Genomic DNA, 17685 nt, shown 5'->3' with positions numbered 1-17685 from the left:
CAACGACGCGATCCCACGTGCTTACAATAAACCAATCAGAGCGCGATTGTTCGATCTCTTCGCAGGTTCGGGAAAGCCTGCCAATTCGTGACGGAGTATCGATTTCCAGCGAACGGGGAATTAGACCTGTTGTTCTCAAGAACGGCACCGCCTATATATCGTTCAAGGGAGAACCACATGGCTACCCAGATAGAAGCCGACATTCGCAGCCCCGATGCCGCACGCGCCCTCAGCGACGCGGTCGGCCGAATTGCGGGCTTCTGGCAACTGTCGAATGCCAAGCTTGGCGTGATCCTGGGCCTGTCCGCGCCAACCGTGTCGCGCCTCCGTGCCGGCCATTACCAGCTTGAGCCCGGTAGCAAGCCGTTCGAGCTCGGCCAGCATCTGTTGCGCCTGTTCCGCTCGCTCGATAGCTGGCTCGGTCAGGACGACGCATCGGCGCGGTCGTGGTTAGAAACGCCAAACCTCGACCTTGAGGCACGACCGATCGACCTTTTGCCAACCGTACGGGGATTGTTGCGCACCAGCGATTATGTCGACGCCCTCCGCGCTCGCGTCTGAGGTCGGGCCGTATCACGGCCGGGTCATCCGCATCGTCGAAGGCCAGCATCTCATCTCGACCAATCGGCTTGCCGGCACTGCTGCCGACCAGGCCCTGCTCGAAGCGCTCGCCGATGATGTGAAACCGCAACTGCCGGAGGCGGCGCAGCGCTTGCCTTGGTTGCTCGCCTCGCCATTTCGCTACGGGCTTGGTCGCCCGTCCCGATTTCGTGCGGCTGACGTGCTGCCGGGCATTTTCTACGCCGCCGAAGATGTTGAAACGGCAGTTGCCGAAACAGCCCATTGGCGGCTCGTCGCGTTCTCACGCTCGCCGGGATTCCAGCGACCAGGCACACCGACGCAGATGTCGGCGTTTTCGGTGATGGTTAGTACCGAAGCAGCGCTTGATCTCACCACTGGACCGCTTGGGGCTGACGTCGATCGATGGACGCATCCGACGGACTATTCGGCCACTCAGCATCTTGCGGCAAGCGCGCTTACAATAGGGGTAGCCGCAATTCGGGCGCCGTCGGCGCGGCGCCGCGGAGGCATCAACGTCGCGGTTCTGGACCCGGCGGCGCTTGTCCCGCCGCCCAAACCGCATTCGAGTTGGGCATTCTTCGTGAATGAGGACGGACTGATCGCCACGCGTGAGATGGGCGGGAAAGCTCTACGCTTCAGCTTAAGCACAACAAAAGATCTATAAGCCGTCCCTTTGCGGACATCTGGCTCGCCATCTATAAGTCTATCGTGATCTCGAACCCTGGGTTCGATGCCAAGCTCGCCTTACCGCCATGTGCGGTCGCAATCGCCGCTACCAACGCAAGGCCGAGTCCATGCCCATTGTCGGTGCGGCTGTGCTGGCCGCGGGTAAATCTTTGGAACAGGTTTGCAGTCTCTTCGGGCGTGACCCCGGGGCCATCGTCGGCAACGACAATGCGGGTTTGATCGTTGATGCGCTTCACTGACACCGAGATCGTTGTACCGGCGGGCGTATGCGTCAATGCATTGTCCAGGAGGTTGCTGAGCATTTGCTGGATCAGCCTGCGGTCACCAGCCAGCTTCAGGTTGGGCTCAATGGCCTTCTCTAGAATGTGGCCACTGATTTCGAAATCTGGCCGGTAGGTTTCGACAATGCTTTCGATAACCTCGCTCAGTGGCATCTCCCGAAACTGCGCCTTGACGCCCATGCCTTCGACCTCGGCGATGCGGAGCAAGGCTGCGAAGATGTCGAGAAGTTCGCGGGACTGGGCCGTGGCGGCTTCGATGGCCTGACGCTGTGCATCGCGATCATCAGTCGCCAACGCTTCATCGAGCCGGTTGTGCAGGCGTGTTAGCGGCGTGCGCAGGTCATGGGCGACATCGCTGGAGACTTGCCGCAGGTTGTCCATCAGCACGGCAATCCGGTCGAGCATCTGGTTGAGCGTTTCAGCGACACGATCGAACTCGTCGCCGGCACCGGTGACCGGCATGCGGCGGCTGAGATCCCCGTCAATAATGGCCTTCGCTGTGGTGTCGATGCGGGACAGGCGGTTCCTGGTGACGATGCCGACCACCCAGGCAGCGCCGACACCAAGCGCCAGCATGATGCCGAACGCACCGATGAACAGCTTGAGCAGGGATGCGTCCATCTCGTCGATGACGGCTCGGTCGGCGGCAACGAGGAGACGGTGGCCACTCGGCAGCACTGTGGTCAGCGACTGGGCGATGCGCTGCTCGCCGTCCCGCGTGTAGGGCAGCAGCTCGATATAGCCGGGTTTGTCCGGCACGACGGCGTCGAGACTGCCGGCGACCAAACGACCGGCAGAGTCAACGAGGCGAAAGTCGAGGCTGGCCGTGCTGCGGGCGACCTCCCGGCGGCGGATGGCGGCGGCCACGCCGTCCGGTCCATCGTCACCTTCGTCGATGAGCGAAGCGGTTTCGGTGGCAATGCGGTGGTCGAGCTGCTGTTCGAGGGCTTCGTGGGTTGCTTCGAAGGCAATGATGCCGATGGCCAGCGTGGTCAGGGCGAAGACGATGCCGACAATGGTGACCAGCCCGAACGTCGTGCGCGACCAGCGTTTGAGCGAAAACTCGCGCATTAGCTGCTGCGGATCATATAGCCCGCGCCCCTGACCGTCTCGATGGCATCGGTTTCGAAGCCGGCGTTGAGCTTGGAGCGCAGCCGGCTGAGATGGGTCTCGACGATGTTGGTCCGGGGGTCGAAATCGAAATCCCAGACTCGTTCGAGCAGCATCGTCCGGGTCATCACTCGGCCGGCGTTCCGGACCAGCTCGGCGAGCAAGGCGAACTCGCGGGGTTGCAGCACTATCCGCTGGCCTGCGCGGGTGACGCTGCGGCGGTGCAGATCGATGACGATGTCGCCGGCAGCCATGCGTGAAGGCTCGGCCGGTGCCGGCTGCCTGCGCCCCAGCACTTGCACACGCGCCGCCAGTTCGGAAAAGGCGAACGGCTTCACGAGATAATCATCAGCACCGCCTTCAAGGCCTTCGACCCGATCGGCGATGCCGCCGATGGCGGTGAGCATAAGGGCCGGTGTCGTGTCGCCGGCGGCGCGCAGGGCCCGGACCAGCGCCAGGCCGTCGAGACCTGGCAGCATCCGGTCGACGATCAGCGCATCGAAGCCGCCTTCGGTCGCTTGAAAAAGCCCGTCGCGGCCATCGCTGCTGGTGACGGTCTGATGGCCCAGCTCGGACAGACCACGCGCTATGAAATTCAGCGTTTCGGGATCGTCCTCGATGATCAAAATGCGCATGGCGTCATTCTAACGGCGCGGCGTCGCTTCGCCAGCCACCGCCCAGCGCGCGGAACAACGTCACTTCAGCCTGAGCGACGGCAAGGTCGGACTGGACCTGGTTCAGTGCGGCTTGGGCGCGAGAGCGTTCAGCGTCGACCTGAAGCAGATAGGCAGCGTCCCCCAGTCTGACGCGGGCGGCGGCCCGCCGCGCCGTCAGCTCGGCTTGTTCGCGCGCCGCACCCAGACTGTCGTTTCGGCGCTTTTCGGCATCATAGGCGGCAAGCGCTGTTTCGACTTCGCGCAAGGCCCGGAGCACGACTACGTCCCACCCGGCAAGGGCGGCCTGTTCGGTGGCGCGGGCTTGCGCAAGACGGGCGCGCGCCGGGGCCTGATTGGGAAAGCTCCAGCTGATCAGTGGCGAGGCGGTGGCGACGAAGCCACCCGACAGCAAGCCTATGGCACCGCCCAGGTTGACGCGAGGATAGAGATCGGCGCGGGCAACCCCGATCCGTGCGCTGGCCACCGCGAGGCGACGCTCGGCCTCACGGATGTCGGGGCGGCGCAACAGCAGGGCTTGTCCATCGCCCACCGGCGTCGCGGTGCGCAGCCTTGGCAGTTTCTCGCAGGCAAGCGCCATGGTTTGCGCTTCGGCAGGCGGACGGCCTTGCAGGGTTGCCAGGCGATAGCGGGCATTTGCGGCTGCGGCGTCCAACGGCGGCAGCGCGGCGCGTGCCGTTTCGACGAGCGTCGCTGCCTGCGACACTTCCAGCGGCGAGACCTCACCGGCCCGGAACTGTTCGTTGACCAGCGCGGCGGAGCGTTCGAGCAGCCGAACCTGCTCTGCCGCCACCGGCTGCGCCTGACCGGCGCCGCACAGATCGACATAGGCCTGTACGGTGTCGGCGACGACAGCGACCTTCATTCCGTCGAGCGCAGCCTTCTGGGCATCGGCATCGGCGCTGGCGGCGAGGGCCGCCGAACGGAGCCGGCCAAAGAGGTCGGCATCCCAACTTGCTGCCAGCGCGATGTCATAGTCAGTGGTTGGCACAAGCGAAGATGCGCTGGGCTGGCTGGCAGGGTTGTCGACGCCAAGGCTCGACTCGATGCTGGTCTGCGGTAGGCGGGCGGCCCGTGCCTGGGCCAGCGCGGCGCGCGCGCCATCGAGATTGGCATAGGCGACGCGCAGATCGGCGTTGGCGGCGAGGCTGGCAACGACGAGTTTGTCGAGCACTGGATCGTCATAAAGCCGCCACCAATCGTCAGGCACCGGCGCGATCGATGCCGACGGGATGCCGACGAAAGCGCCCGTCGCTGTTGCCGGTGCCAAGGTCGGCGGCGGTGCCGGCGGGGTCATGCAGGCTGACAGCATAAGCGCAACGAGGGGGACGGCGCGTTTCATGTCGGCACCGCGATAGGCGATGCCTGCGCCGCTTCGGCCGGGCCGCCGAAACGCCGGTACAGTGCCGGCATCAACAACAGGTTGAGCAGAGTTGATGACACCAGGCCGCCAAGGATGACGATCGCCATCGGATGTTCGATCTCATGGCCCGGCGCGTTTCCGGCAATGACCAGCGGCAACAGGGCAAGCCCGGCGCACAATGCCGTCATTAGGATCGGGACCAGGCGTTCGGTGGCACCGCGCAGCACGAGCGCGTCACCGAACGTCTCACCCTCGACCCGGCGCAGATGGTCATAGTGCGACAGGAGCATGATGCCGTTGCGCGCCGAAATGCCGATGACGGTGACGAAGCCGACGAGCGACCCCAATGACAGCACGCCGCCGGTCAGTGCTACGGCGACGACACCGCCGACCAGCGCGAAGGGCAGGCTGACACCAACTAGCGCTGTGATGGCCATCGAACGGAACACCGTCCACACCAGCAGCAGGATGCCGATCAGGCACAGCAGGCCGGTGGTCCAGAGTTGCTGGCGCGATTCCTTGAGTGCTGCATATTCGCCGAGCACCTTGGGGTAATAGCCGGCGGCGAAGGGCACATCGGCGACCGCCGCCTCGACAGCGCGCGCCACCCCTCCGAGATCGGCACCGGCGACATTCAGCGTCACATCGATGCGGCGCTGGCCGTTCTCGCGCTTCACCTCGTTGGGGGCCGGCACGATCCGTACATCGGCGACATCGCGCAGGCGAACCGGCGCACCGGCGGGCGACAGGATCATCAGGTCGCGCAAAGCCTGCACGTCGCCGCGCACTGCCGGCTCGCCCCAGAGCGCCACGTCGAAGGATTTCTGGTCGCGGTAGATTTCGCCGAGCTTCTGCCCGGCCACCAGCGTCTGGGCCTGTCGCCGCACCTCGCCCGCTGTCAGCCCGAAGGTGGCCAGATCGGCGGCGCGCGGGTGGATCTCGATCTGCGGCACCAGCACCTGCTGTTCGACCTTGAGGTCGGCGACGCCGGGGATACCGGCAACCTTGGCGCGCACCCGTTCTGCGGCCGCGCGCAACTCCACCTGGTCGGGCCCGAAGATGCGCACTACAATCGTAGCCCCGGCGCCGGTCAGCACCTCCTTGATGCGTTCGCGCAGATAGGTCAGCACGTCACGATAGAGACCCGGATAGCCATCGATTACCGCCTTGATGCGGGCGACGCTGGCATCATAGTCTACATTTTCGTCGAGACTGATCCAGAGCTCGGTGAAGTTCGGGCCGACAACCTCGTCGGCCGCCTCGGCGCGGCCGATGTGCGCGCCGAAGTTGCGCACACCGGGGATGGCGCGCAACTCTTTCGACGCCCGGATGGTGATGCGGTCCATCGCCTCGATCGACGTGCCGGGCTTCTCGACGAAGTGCATAAGGAAATCCGTCTCGCGGAAATCGGGCAAGAACTGGTCCTTGAACGAGGCGTAGCCGACGCCGGCGATCAGCGGCCCGCAGGCGATAATCGTCATGGCGAGGCTTGGCCGCGCCACCAACTTGGGCAGCACGCTGGCGTAGCGGCGCTTCAGTCCGGCGACGAGCCTGGTATCGCCCTCCGCCTTCAGCGGCGCGTTCGGCAGCATCATCAGGCACAGCGCCGGGGTGACCACCAGCGCCACCAGCAGCGAGGCCGCAATCGCCAGCACATAGGCGATGGCAAGCGGCTGAAAGAAGGTGCCGGCGACGCCGCCGAGAAAGAAGATCGGCAGGAACACCAGCATGACGATCATCGAGGCAAAGACCACCGCGGTGCGGACTTCGAGCGATGCCGCGAGCACGACATCGAATGCCGACAGCGGACTTCCGGCCTCGCGGTTGAGCCGCAACCGGCGGGCGATATTCTCGACATCGATGATGGCGTCGTCGACGACTTCGCCGAGTGCGATGACCAGCCCGGCAATGACCATCGTGTTGATGGTCATGCCGCTCCACAGCAGCACCAGCCCGGCGCCGAGCAGCGACAGCGGGATGGCGGTGAGGCTGATCACCGCCTGCCGCCAGTCGCGGGTAAAGACGAACAGCACCACGGCCACCAGCAGGCAGCCGATCATCAGGGCCTGCGAAAGATTATCGATCGAGCGTTCGATGAAGGTCGCGGGGCGGAAGATCGTCGTGTCGACCTTCACATCCTTGAGGCCAGGCTTCAGTTCGGCGATGGCCTTTTCGACATCACGGGTGAGTTGCAGCGTGTTGCCGGTCGGCTGCTTCTCGACGATCAACATCAGGCCCGGACCATCGTCGATGATGGCATTGCCGATCGGGGCGGCAAAGCCATCGACGACGCGCGCCACGTCGGCAATGCGAACGGGCGCCTCGCCGCTCTGCTTGACGATAGCTTGCGACAGGTCGGCCGCGGACTGGATGGCGCTGTCCTGCCGCACGGCGAAACGCTGGTTGGGCGTGTCGACAAAGCCACCTCCGCCGACGAGCACGGCATCACCAACGGCGGCCCGCACTTCGGCGAGCGTCACGCCGGCGGCGCGAAGCCGGTCGGGGTCGACGAGCACCTGCAACTGCCGGTCGCGCAGCCCCCAGATCGCCACATTGGCGACGCCGGGCACCGACATCAGGCGCGGCCTGATCGTCCAGCGCGCCAGCTCGGACAGCTGCATCTGGTCGAGCTTCTGCGACGACACACCGATCTTCATCGCCCGGCTTGTCGAGGACAGCGGTGGCAGCATGACCGGCGCGCGTGCCGCCGTCGGCAGCCGCGCCTGCACCTGCGTCACCCGCTCCTGCACCAACTGCCGCGCCCGGATGACATCGGTGCCGCGCTTGAACAGGATGGTGACCGAGGAAAGCCCGAGCACCGATTTGGAGCGCACCGTCGTCAGATCAGGCACGCCGCCCACCGCAACCTCGATCGGCACGGTGATCAGGCTTTCGACCTCCTCGGTCGACAAGCCGGGGGCCTCAGTCTGCACCTCGACGATCGGCGGCGCGAACTCTGGAAACACGTCGAGCGGCACGTTGCTCGACGCGCGCAGGCCGAGCATGACCAGTAACGCCGCCATCGCAAGCACCAGGACGCGCTGGGTCAGCGCCGTCCGCACCAGCCAAGCGAGCATCAGTGCGGCGTCCCGAACTCGGTGCCGAACAGTTCGGCAGCGCCGTCGGTGACGATCTCGGCGCCGCGTTCCAGGCCGCGCGCGAGCAAGGCGGTATCGCCGCTTACGCTCGCGACCTCGATCCGCTGGCGCAGATAGGTGTCGGGTCCGGTCTTCCGGTAAACCCATTCACCACCGTTGATGTCGCGAACGATCGCCGCGGTTGGAACCGCCAGGCCTTGCATCGCGCCGCCCATGGACAGCGTAACACCCACCCGCTGGCCGACACGCCAGGTGCGGGCGCGATTGTCGAGCGCGTAGAAGAGATCGACGGTACCCGCGACGGCGTTGGCCGAAGGCGGCGCCGATACCGGTCGCGCCGATTGCGGAGGGGCCGCCGGATCGCCCAAGGGCCGGATCATCGCAAATCGAGCACGGTCGATGGCCTGCACGTCTGATCCAAAGACCGGCACGCGCACCCAAAGGAGAGGTTGGCCGGCCATGGTTGCCACCGCAGGCCCCAACTGACGACGCTGCTCACGCGCGACATCTGCTGCGGCGCGCGCCGCAGCGAGTGCCGCCTCGGCTTCATCGCGCGCCCGAACGCTGCCCGCTTCCTCGCGCACCAGTGCGGCCGCCCGGTCGCGAGCGATGGTTGTAAGCCGCAATTGCGCCTTGGTTCGGGCGACTTCGCCATCGGCTGCAGCCTGCGCGGCAGCGATCTGGGCGATGTTGCTGGTGGAACCGGTTGGTACGCCCGCCGGTCCAAGACCCGGCACGACGAGTTCCCCGCCCACGTCGCGGATTCGCGCCGATGTGCCGTCGACCACGGTGACCGTGCGGATGCCGAGCCGCTGTTGCGCCTCAGGTGTCAGTGTCAGCCGCAGGAGATCTGTTTCGTGAACGACTGCTTCGGCCTTTGACGGCGGCTTTGGCGGCACAGGTTTTTCGGCACCGCAGCCCGCAAGGATAAGGGTCGCAACGATAAAGCAGGCACGGAGCAACCGATCATTCATGGCATCCGCATAGCCGCCACTCATTGGGGTCAGCTTGGGGCCACTATACAAAATCCCAACGTTCGATCTTTTGGCCTTTCAAAGGATCAGATGTGCGCACGGACCGTCGCTGCCGCTCGCGAAGCACCCAGCTTCAGCAAGAGACATCGCTTAGGTCTTGCACCGTGCAAGACTTTCGCAGGTGGTGGCGGAATAGGAGACAACGATGCTGATGTTGATGCTCATGCTGGCGGCGCCGGCCTACACCGTACCGCCAGGCCTAGAGGTCGTGGGCGGTTTGCAAGGCTGCTGGCAAGTAAGTGGACAGGTGCAAGGCAAAGAGTCGCCATCGATTGCGCGGGGCGAGTGGCATCTAGGCCGGCGCTATTTCACCCTGCACCTGCGCGCGACCGGATCGGACCCGTATGAGGCGGCAATCACCTATAGCGCCGGCGAGCGGGCCCGGGCCATCGGGTCAGTGTTTCTGGATACGTTCGGTGGCCTGTACGAACCATCACTGGGTCTTGGCGAGCTGGAAGAGGGCGGGTTCGTGCAACGCTACCGCTTCTCGGACGCGACATATCTAAATCGCTTCATCCGCTCCGGCAGTGGCTGGCGTTGGACCATAACGGAGCAGCCCAAAGACAAGCCCCCGGTCGTGTTTGCAGACTATGACCTGCGGCCAGCTTCATGCCGCGGTATGCGGTTCGATTACTGAGGACGTCGCAAGGAGCTGGCTCATGGCCCTAGCACAGCTCGACCTCCCCTTACGGACGCTGAACCACGGCGGAATTCATGAATCGCTGCCTCCTCCGCTGCTGTTTGCAATCTGCCAGACGTTTCCCCAACGATCGGTGACAATAGCGCGGCGGTCACCCCATGGCATTGCACTTGGAGGCTCAACGCTGCTCGCGCCGCCAGCCAGCGCTGCAGCATAGCCTGCGTCAGCGTCTGCCACATACACATAGAACATACCGGGCATTGCGTCCCGCAGGCCGCCTCCGTCGCTGATCATTAACAGCGAATTGCCTATGGCGAGCTCCGCAGGGCGGCCCGGCAAAACCTCGCCGGTTGCGCCAAACACGGCCTTCAGAAAGCTCACCAAGCCGCCTACATCTTGCGTTACGAGACGCGGGATGACGGTTGGACGAGCCTGATCAGTCATGGTGCAACTCCTACTTGGGGCTCGGCCGACACCGGCGCTGTCTTCGGGCCGTAAATTCATGAGGACGCCGCGGAAGCACCGGCATCGGCCATGTGACGCTTCATGTGCGGCAGGAAATCCATCTTGCCGATGGGCAATCCCGCGTTGCGCAACAAGGCGTAAGCCAAGGTCACGTGGAAGTAGAAGTTCGGCAAGATCCAGTCCCGTATGTCGTCCTCGGCCGACATCAGAAAGCGGACACCATTCGGCAGGGTCAGATCGACGGTCGCAGCGGCCTCGGCCCACTTGCTCGGATCGGAGCGATCGATCAGCTCGCGAACCACCACTATCCGTTCGCGTACCTCCAGCAGCGACCGGTACGGAGCTTCTTCGAGAGGCACATTTCCCCCACCGACCTGGTTGAGGGCCAGCAACACCTGATTGAGCGCAACCCGAAACTGCAGTTCGAGCGGAAACATGTCGTCCGTGAGTTTTAGGGCGAGCACATCGTCCGCCATCCCGGCGTTCTGGGCGATGTCAACGATGTGATCGAGGGTGCCGAGCATGTTGACGAACATGGTCTGAGCTGAGCGCGCGTAGAACATTCCCACCCTTTCACGACCCCCGCCGACCAAAGGCTATGCTATCGGCGTCGACGGTCAATGGCCGATTTGGTTGCGGCGACGGGCTGCGATAAGTCATGACAGCCGGGTGGCTGTCTTGCGATCGTCCAGGAGGTCAAAGGCTTGCACCGTGCAAGCCTTCGCCGAGATTACGCCGTCGTGGGCTGCCGCGCCAAAGTCCGGTAAATCGTCGGCCGGGACACCTGGAACAGGTCGCCCAGATCGCTGATCGAATAGTCGCCGGTGTCGTACATGCGGCGCAGCTCCTTGCTCTGCATCGGTGACAGCTTGGGCTTCTTGCCCTTCAGCTTTCCTTTGGCCCGCGCGACTGCCATCCCCTCACGAGTACGGAGCCGGATAAGGTCGCTCTCGAACTCGGCAAAGGTAGCGAGGATGTTGAAGAACATCTTGCCCATCGGGTCGGTTGGATCGTGAATGGTCGAGCCGAGCTGCAGCTTGACGCCGCGCTTCATCAACTCGTCGGCGATGGCGCGTGCATCCGGCACCGAACGCGCGAGGCGGTCGAGCTTCGGCACCACCAGCGTGTCGCCGGCGCGAACCGCGGCGAGCGCCTGGTCGAGGCCTGGGCGGGCGCGGTTGGTGCCGGTCAATCCGTGGTCGGTATAAATCCGGTCGGCCGCGACACCGAGCTTGAGCAGCGCCTCGCGCTGGACGGTCAGGTCCTGCTTGTCGGTTGAGCAGCGGGCGTAACCGATGGCGATTTCAGTCATACCCAGAGTGTAACGCACAGACCCCCTTCACTGCAAACATCTCAGTACCAGCTATGTGAGATTCTGACCTTGGCCGCTTCACCAAGGTAGATGATGCTTTTCGGGCGCTTGGCCGATGCCTGAGCAGGGTGACCGCTGTTCGATCGGCTATCGTTCACCCGATCCGACTGCTTAGCGCACCGTTCGCTTCTTGTCGGCGAAGCATTGTTTATCGCGCAACGATCGCGCTGCACTCACAAGGACCTCACTCTAGGCTGGCGAACAGGACCTGCACCCGTAATCTTCTTGGTCGAGTGCAGCGCCACGACGTTGCAGACGAAGCGCACGCCGCTCCAGCGAGCGCTAAGGGCCGTGAGGACGAATTGAGCCAATAGCACGGCTGCCGCCAGCCACAGCGCGCCCCGCGATGCCCCAGCGACGTACAAGGTCGCGGGCGCTAGCGCCGCAAACGCCAAGCTCAACACCGCCATGTCCCGGTACATTAGAAAATTCCGGTGCGCCTCGACGACTTCGGTCTGGTTTTCAACCAGCTTGTACAACTGGTACCAGCGGGCATTCTGCTCGCGGGGGCCGTCAGGGAACGGCCCGACATTCTTGGCCAGAGACTTCATGTCCACCCGCACGTCGTCGGGAGCAAATTTGGTGAACACCTCCGAGCCAGGCATCCAGCCATACGGCTTCCAGTACACAAGCATGCACTTGGCCTTGTGGGGCAGCACATTGACGAGGAGGAGCACAGCGACAGGCACGAGCACTGTGGTCAGCAGCCGCCAGTTTGCCAGCTTCGAGAGGTCGCCACCGACATTCACACCTGGAAACAGAAAGAGTGCGACTACGATCAGGTCAGCCGTAGCGAGCATCCACAACCACTTCTGGTACCCGGACTTGAGTGACTTGCTGCTCATCGCGCATACTCGGTGTCGACGTAGTAACTGCCGTTTCCGCCCACTGTGAACGTGATAGATCCATCACGCCTTGTGGTCAGCACGTGGCGCCGCTTCAGCGTGGTGCGCACAATTACGCCGCCTTCCCTGATCATCCGACGGTAGTCCAGCACTGAGCGCCCGGTGTCGTGCACGATGAACGTGCTGGGCCGCCAATCATCAGTACATCCGGAGTCGAACATTGCCACGCGACCGGCTTGGCCGTTGTAAGTGTGGTGCAGCATGACGCGCGCGCCGTGCTGCACGTCCCAAACCCGAACTACCATTTCAGCATGTAACATCGGCACTCCTGTTAACCATTTTCCGCCTCGCTGCCGATAAGGGCATAAAAGCGGCGCGGGGTGACGATCAAAAGGACCGAAGGGGGTGTCCGCTCGGCTGCAAGTTCGGCCGCGGTATTCCAATCTGTTTTGGAGGGGCCCACGTCGACGAGATGGCTGTGCCAAGTCCCCACATCAAAAAGTGTTTTGCCGCTTGCATTATGCCGGGCTTCAATGCTGCGATGCAGGCCTTGAGTACCAAGGACAAACAGAGAAGCGGATCGCTTGCTGTCCAACGGCGCTGACAGAAGATCGACGACGGTAACCGTCTTGAGCCGCGCGCTGCTAAGACCGATCAATACCCCGCCCGTCTCGACCTGGCTGAAATGACGCGCTTCTGCTTTGATGATCTCCGCGACCCGCTGAGAGAGGCGCAGCTGCCAACCATCGCTGCCTTGGATTGGTATCGTTTCAAATGCGGGTATTAGTCGGTGCTGCCATCGCGTTGCAGGCGAGTCATGACTGACTGTGCCAAGCACGATGATACCCTTGTCAGCCGGAGAGTCCGTAATCCGACCTATCTCGCCAGCAAGCGCGGCCGACATCATCGATAGACGTGCGTCGTCAACCGGCATCGTCAGGGTTCCACAGCCTTGACCAATCTGTACTTGGGCTAGGCCATTGGCTGGATCAAACAGCAGCTGAGACATCTCTTTGTCATCGAGGGTGGCATAGAGCTCGGCCATCAGATCGCAATGGTTAGGATTATTGCCCACGCCGTTGGCCAGTAAGTATCCTACACGTCCGCGGCCGAACAGAGCGGCTTCGAATTGGCGAACTCGCTTCGGCAACTTCGCTGTGTCCACGAGTGCCTCACGAACAGACAGGGAAGCAGTCGCATTAATCACCATTTTCGCGTCTGGTGGAACTATAGTCGGCCTTGATGCATCGTCGCGAAGCCCTGCGGCTAGGTCTCCGTGATATACCTTTGGCTTACTGCCTAATAGGCCAATTTCAGCTGCGAGTGCCTCTGCTTTGAAGCTTCCTATATATCCGGCACTGAGCGCATGACGTGCCATGTTGTGGGGACGTATGTGCGCTATGTCGCTCACTGCAGTAATGGCCTGACCAGATCGTGCCGCGTGCATAGCTATCTTTGACCCTACGCTGCCACAGCCAAGCAATGCGATGGGCGGGCGTTCGGGCGAACCGGATAGGGTCCGCAGCAACGCTGGCTTGAGCGATTGGTAGTGCATCGCGGGGGCAACCGGCTCATGTTCGCCCTGTGCCATCAGTGACGTCCAGCCTGGGACAGGGCGAAGCTCCACAACGTAGGGCAGCAGCTCAATGGCGGACTCTTCTCCGATCAGGGCAAATGGACGCCTGACACAAAGCACGATGCCGACCGGTATCACGGCATTCAAATATCTACCTTGGAAGCACCGCTTCAGGTTATCCAGAAGTAGGTTCAGACCACGCTCGCACCCAAACGCTTTGGCTCGCTCCGTAAGATCGTGCAGTGTCAGGACGTCTTCAGGCCAATATCGGTCGGCGACAACCGCGGCGCCGGAGGGCATTTTGTCGGGCCACACTAAACCCACAATGCTATTGCCTCGACCGACTCCTGCGGAGATCTTCGATGCAGTGAATAGCGTGTCATCGGCTCGGTTAAGCGGCGTCCGGGCTGCATCACTTTCGATCCAATTCGAGGCACCTTGGTTCAGCACGGTGCTGAAATCACCTCGACGGGCAAACGTCGCCCGCCACACGACGTAGCCACCGCTGGCATTAACTAAGCTGCGGGCCTCAGACGCATCAAACGCGAGGATGTTAACTAAACCGCGCCGCATCATGGGTTCCCACCCCTGCAACGGGTCGATCAGGACACCTTGCGCAGCTTTTCGGAGCCACACGGCGACCTGTTCGCACAGATGAAATATGCCGTAGTCAACCAACCCAAACTGGAGAAAAAACTCGTCTTGATCACCATCGATCAAGCAAGGTCGCGGGGCGGAATCGAGGCTGCCGGGCATGAGGTGCGGAAAGCTTCGCGGAAAATCTGAGCGAAACGAGACCACCGGCGATCGCCACGGGTACCCATTCGGCAAATAAAAGGTCACTGTCTCGATCGCACGTACGCCCGTGTCGCTAACGCCGTCATCCTGAAGATGGAGTGGCATCTCCACCTTCAGGTCAATCTGCACTTCAGTATCACTGACGATCGCCCCGCTCAGGCACTCAGGGTGCCGCCTAGCGACCCTGAGCAGATGGGCGGCGTTCGCCGAGTCTGAACTCTCCATGCTCAGCCGTGGGGCCGCGCGTGGGCTGCGGTCGCGCCGATGCCCAAGATCGACGCTGCTGCCTTCACAGCGCTTTTCACAACCTTCACGATTCCTGCGCCACTGATCTCATACTTGAGCGGCTGTTTCTCAGCGTCCCAAATGTCGGTCACGCAAACGAAGCGGCTCTCTTTCCCATCGACGATCGAGACGTACTCGCGCTTTGCCCGGTCGCTGGGCGGATCAGCATCTTCCGGGTCGATGTGTTCACAGCTCGCGACGATGATTGCCCCCCTGCGGACCTGGGCCAACGCATGGCGAGCATCCTGACAGACCTCAGCCTCCTCACCGTAGAGGGAATAGCTGTCGTAGCTAAGGCTGTGCCACGAGCAGTGATGGGGAGCCTGAAGAATGTCATACGACAGCCAGTCAGCATTATAGAGGCCGTGCTTTTCCCAAAGCCGTTCCCAAATGGCGACCTCGGCGTCACCGCCTGTCAGAAACCGACACTTGTCCAGATACCCTGCGCCGCGGATGGAGAACCGGAGAATGACGGAAGAACGGTTCTTCGCCAGCAAATTATCCAGCTCTTCATCATCGCCTTGGGGTAAAGGTGCTAGCAGCCGCGCCTCAAATGCCCCCGCCGAGGTGCGATTGAGGCTAGTGACCAGACCGTCCGTTTTGACCACGATGCCAAGAATGTCATCGGTCTTACCGTCGATGTCTTCCCCCATAATCTGAATACGATCGCCCTCAACGCCGATAGCCCCGGTGTCACGATAAAGTGCAACCCGCCGACGCGCCTCAGTCGCCCAGGCTTTGGCGTCGTCGCACAGAATGTGGTTCTTGGACGCACGGCGGAAAATGATCGGCGACGACCACATCTCGCGGATCAGTATCTTGTCATCCTTCTTCACCCAATCTGCCGGCGGCCCAAGGTGGAAGTGACGAGCCAGGCCGCTGACGTGATCCTTGTCGGGATGGCTGAGCAAGAAACCATCCACAAACAAACGACCTTTTTCGTCGCGTCCTAGCAAAGCCTTCAGCTGAGCCATCACGTCGGGCGTCTCGTCATCGATGTCGTCGGCGGCTTTTCGGACATGCATGTCGATCAGCAGCGTTTGGCCATTATCGAACGTAACGAGCGTCATGTCCCCGTTGCACACCGGGAAGAAGGTAATAGATGCAGCCACTTGGAGCCTCCGCGTCTCAATTCAGAACCTGACCGCCACCCTGTTGGAGATCACCGAAGCTTTATCTATAGGTTAAGTTCGCGTTGGAAACAAGCTCTGGCTTAGCCAGAAGAATTGCGCTGGACGAATCCGAACTTAATGAATAGGTTAAGCACCGAGGTGCAGAATTGGGATCAACTCGTCGGATTGCCGAGCATGCGGAGGTGCGCATTGAAGGGACGCGCCGACGTGTCGCGATGCGTCCCTCGGACTGGCAACTTTTCTGTTCGCAGGTGCCGGTACCCGCTCGCCTGCGAATCGTGGCGGCGTTCAAGCGCTTCTGCGCCGGATGCGAAAATTTGCCCGAGCAGGTTTTCCGCCGTGTTCAGAGCGATCCCCATGCCAGGCTCGAAGAGTTCATCGCAAGCGGCATACAAGTCATCGGCCGTCGCGGCACTGATGAGAACCTGCAAACATTTTTTGTGACGGAGGTCCGCATCGCTACCGGTGTGTCCCAGGTTAGTGAGGCTGAAGCGCCGAGGCAGGGACGTTTGCCGCTAGAAGATGCTTCAAGACAGAAGGGAAACGAACAATGAAAAAAACTATTGGGGTGAGTATGGAACAGTGCGGAGAAGAGGTTTTTGCTGTGGAAGCAGCGGAAGCAGAGTTTATTCTAGCTGTACAGTGCGAAATACAAAAACTGCTCAATCAAAAGGGGCTGCGCGCTAGGGATTTGTCGCGACGCTTGAACGTCACAGAAGCCCGTATCAGCCAAATGTTCGGTGACCAAGCGAAAAACTTAACTCTAAGAACGATCGCGAAGATATTTTTTCACTTGGGTGAAACAGCGTACATAACGACACATGAAGAATATGACCGCAGCATTGCCGCTGCTAAAGGACAGACTGATGACTTGTCAAATCATTGGACGGTCAGAGGGTTGCTCGAAGACATAGAAGTTGCAGCTAATTCTTCTGTTGAGCGCACTTCGGCTGTGGTCGTCGCACTTGAACCTGCGTTTATTGGCGGATGGGCTCGCGCGGAGAAGGCTGAGGCGTTGAAACCTCATCGTCTCGTTGCGGCCCGGTAAGGACAAGAACCTTGGTTGAAGATTCACCTAAGATTGACCCGCAGGTTTATAACAGCATCGTTGCACGTGCTCATCTGCGCAGTATTCGCCTCACTGCTAGTAAGTTTGAGATGAAACCCGAAGCCCTTGGATTGGACCCGGACGCTTGGCAAAACAATGTCACAGCAGCCGTGCTTGAAAGCTTTTTGGAGCCGGAGTCGGGATCGCTTTACGGGGTTTTCGGTTTCGAGGTGCTCTGCCGCCAAGCACGTAAGCGAGTGCTCTCGACTAGCGCAACATACCTCGTCAGCTACAAAATTGAAGGAGAATGTGATCAAAAGGCCTGCGAGCTATTCGTCGAGCGGGTAGGCAAACTAGCTGCTTACCCGTATTTTCGCAGTTTGGTCGCGTCACTCACATCGCAAGCGGGCTTAGTAATGCGGCCGCTGCCAGTGCTGAGCTTTGCGCCTCGTTCAATAGAGTCCGCTGCCAACTTGCAGCAATCACCCGGTCTTAGCGAGCGCGCAAAGCCGAGAAGGCGTCTATCAGAGACGCCCAATTCAGGATAGCCGTTTTTCAGGCTCCGGTATGCTGCATGAATAGCGTCTTAGCCGGTATTATTAAAGAGGGGGCGCATTGTTCCACACGGCAGAGGGGAATCCCACACGGTCTCTTGCAGGAGATTTCTGGGACCGCAGAAGTTCTTTGCAGGCTA

The 17685-nt window shown here is 61.7% G+C and carries 18 protein-coding genes; 6 read left to right on the top strand and 12 right to left on the bottom strand.

Annotation, left to right across the window (positions count from 1 at the left end; translation table 11 throughout):
* The first annotated feature begins 177 nt into the window (after positions 1–177).
* Positions 178–561, top strand: coding sequence for an antitoxin Xre/MbcA/ParS toxin-binding domain-containing protein (locus AC6UUM_RS03990; protein ID WP_500804049.1), 384 nt, complete (start codon positions 178–180; stop codon positions 559–561).
* A complete protein-coding gene (locus AC6UUM_RS03985; RefSeq protein ID WP_500804048.1) occupies positions 533–1246 on the top strand; it encodes an RES family NAD+ phosphorylase in 714 nt (237 codons plus the stop codon). The genes AC6UUM_RS03990 and AC6UUM_RS03985 overlap by 29 nt, the downstream gene beginning before the upstream one ends.
* A gap of 31 nt (positions 1247–1277) precedes the next feature.
* On the opposite strand, the gene AC6UUM_RS03980 is transcribed toward AC6UUM_RS03985, so the two are convergent.
* The 5 genes from AC6UUM_RS03980 to AC6UUM_RS03960 are packed head-to-tail and all read right to left on the bottom strand — an operon-like array spanning position 1278 to position 8793.
* On the bottom strand, positions 1278–2621 hold the full coding sequence (locus AC6UUM_RS03980; protein ID WP_500804047.1) for a sensor histidine kinase: 1344 nt from the start codon (positions 2619–2621) through the stop codon (positions 1278–1280).
* Positions 2621–3295: a response regulator transcription factor gene (locus AC6UUM_RS03975; RefSeq protein WP_500804046.1), complete on the bottom strand. Its 675-nt coding sequence runs from the start codon at positions 3293–3295 to the stop codon at positions 2621–2623. Before AC6UUM_RS03975 ends, AC6UUM_RS03980 begins: the two co-directional genes overlap by 1 nt.
* A 4-nt stretch (positions 3296–3299) precedes the next feature.
* The gene (locus AC6UUM_RS03970) at positions 3300–4646 is read right to left on the bottom strand and encodes an efflux transporter outer membrane subunit (protein WP_500804903.1); all 1347 of its coding nucleotides are present in this window, start codon (positions 4644–4646) and stop codon (positions 3300–3302) included.
* Between the two features lie 26 nt (positions 4647–4672).
* Positions 4673–7774 carry an efflux RND transporter permease subunit gene (locus tag AC6UUM_RS03965; protein WP_500804902.1) on the bottom strand — a complete coding sequence of 1034 codons (3102 nt, stop codon included), beginning with the start codon at positions 7772–7774 and terminating at the stop codon, positions 4673–4675.
* Positions 7774–8793 carry an efflux RND transporter periplasmic adaptor subunit gene (locus tag AC6UUM_RS03960; protein ID WP_500804045.1) on the bottom strand — a complete coding sequence of 340 codons (1020 nt, stop codon included), beginning with the start codon at positions 8791–8793 and terminating at the stop codon, positions 7774–7776. The genes AC6UUM_RS03965 and AC6UUM_RS03960 overlap by 1 nt, the downstream gene beginning before the upstream one ends.
* A 181-nt stretch (positions 8794–8974) precedes the next feature.
* Between AC6UUM_RS03960 and AC6UUM_RS03955 the strand changes: the two genes are divergently transcribed.
* Complete coding sequence (locus tag AC6UUM_RS03955; RefSeq protein ID WP_500804044.1) at positions 8975–9466, top strand: hypothetical protein; 492 nt, start codon at positions 8975–8977, stop codon at positions 9464–9466.
* Positions 9467–9541: 75 nt separating this feature from the next.
* Here the strand turns inward: AC6UUM_RS03955 and AC6UUM_RS03950 are convergent, their stop codons facing one another.
* The 7 genes from AC6UUM_RS03950 to mblB all read right to left on the bottom strand — a co-directional run bounded on the left by AC6UUM_RS03950 (position 9542) and on the right by mblB (position 15895).
* Complete coding sequence (locus AC6UUM_RS03950; RefSeq protein ID WP_500804043.1) at positions 9542–9913, bottom strand: VOC family protein; 372 nt, start codon at positions 9911–9913, stop codon at positions 9542–9544.
* Between the two features lie 56 nt (positions 9914–9969).
* The gene (locus tag AC6UUM_RS03945) at positions 9970–10497 is read right to left on the bottom strand and encodes a DUF1993 family protein (RefSeq protein ID WP_500804042.1); all 528 of its coding nucleotides are present in this window, start codon (positions 10495–10497) and stop codon (positions 9970–9972) included.
* Between the two features lie 167 nt (positions 10498–10664).
* On the bottom strand, positions 10665–11246 hold the full coding sequence (locus AC6UUM_RS03940) for a recombinase family protein (protein WP_500804041.1): 582 nt from the start codon (positions 11244–11246) through the stop codon (positions 10665–10667).
* A 233-nt stretch (positions 11247–11479) separates the two neighbouring features.
* Positions 11480–12151 (bottom strand): hypothetical protein, encoded by a 672-nt coding sequence (locus tag AC6UUM_RS03935; protein WP_500804040.1) that lies wholly within the window; start codon positions 12149–12151, stop codon positions 11480–11482.
* On the bottom strand, positions 12148–12471 hold the full coding sequence (locus tag AC6UUM_RS03930) for a hypothetical protein (RefSeq protein ID WP_500804039.1): 324 nt from the start codon (positions 12469–12471) through the stop codon (positions 12148–12150). The genes AC6UUM_RS03935 and AC6UUM_RS03930 overlap by 4 nt, the downstream gene beginning before the upstream one ends.
* Positions 12472–12482: 11 nt before the next feature.
* The gene (gene cap2-3 / locus AC6UUM_RS03925) at positions 12483–14750 is read right to left on the bottom strand and encodes an anti-phage 6A-MBL system cap2_3 protein (RefSeq protein ID WP_500804038.1); all 2268 of its coding nucleotides are present in this window, start codon (positions 14748–14750) and stop codon (positions 12483–12485) included.
* 2 nt (positions 14751–14752) lie between these two features.
* Positions 14753–15895 carry an anti-phage 6A-MBL system MBL-fold protein gene (gene mblB, locus AC6UUM_RS03920; protein WP_500804901.1) on the bottom strand — a complete coding sequence of 381 codons (1143 nt, stop codon included), beginning with the start codon at positions 15893–15895 and terminating at the stop codon, positions 14753–14755.
* Positions 15896–16125: 230 nt separating this feature from the next.
* On the opposite strand from mblB, the gene AC6UUM_RS03915 reads away from it, so the two are divergent.
* From AC6UUM_RS03915 to AC6UUM_RS03905, 3 genes are read left to right on the top strand one after another with little or no spacing between them, the layout of a single operon-like run.
* The gene (locus AC6UUM_RS03915; protein WP_500804037.1) at positions 16126–16497 is read left to right on the top strand and encodes a hypothetical protein; all 372 of its coding nucleotides are present in this window, start codon (positions 16126–16128) and stop codon (positions 16495–16497) included.
* The gene (locus tag AC6UUM_RS03910; RefSeq protein ID WP_500804036.1) at positions 16494–16991 is read left to right on the top strand and encodes a helix-turn-helix domain-containing protein; all 498 of its coding nucleotides are present in this window, start codon (positions 16494–16496) and stop codon (positions 16989–16991) included. Before AC6UUM_RS03915 ends, AC6UUM_RS03910 begins: the two co-directional genes overlap by 4 nt.
* A gap of 11 nt (positions 16992–17002) precedes the next feature.
* The gene (locus tag AC6UUM_RS03905) at positions 17003–17539 is read left to right on the top strand and encodes a hypothetical protein (protein WP_500804035.1); all 537 of its coding nucleotides are present in this window, start codon (positions 17003–17005) and stop codon (positions 17537–17539) included.
* Positions 17540–17685: the final 146 nt, after the last annotated feature.

The sequence above is a fragment of the Sandarakinorhabdus sp. genome (assembly GCF_987265915.1).
The sequence above is the reverse complement of the archived record's forward strand: the minus strand, read 5'-3'. Positions and strand labels throughout refer to the sequence as shown.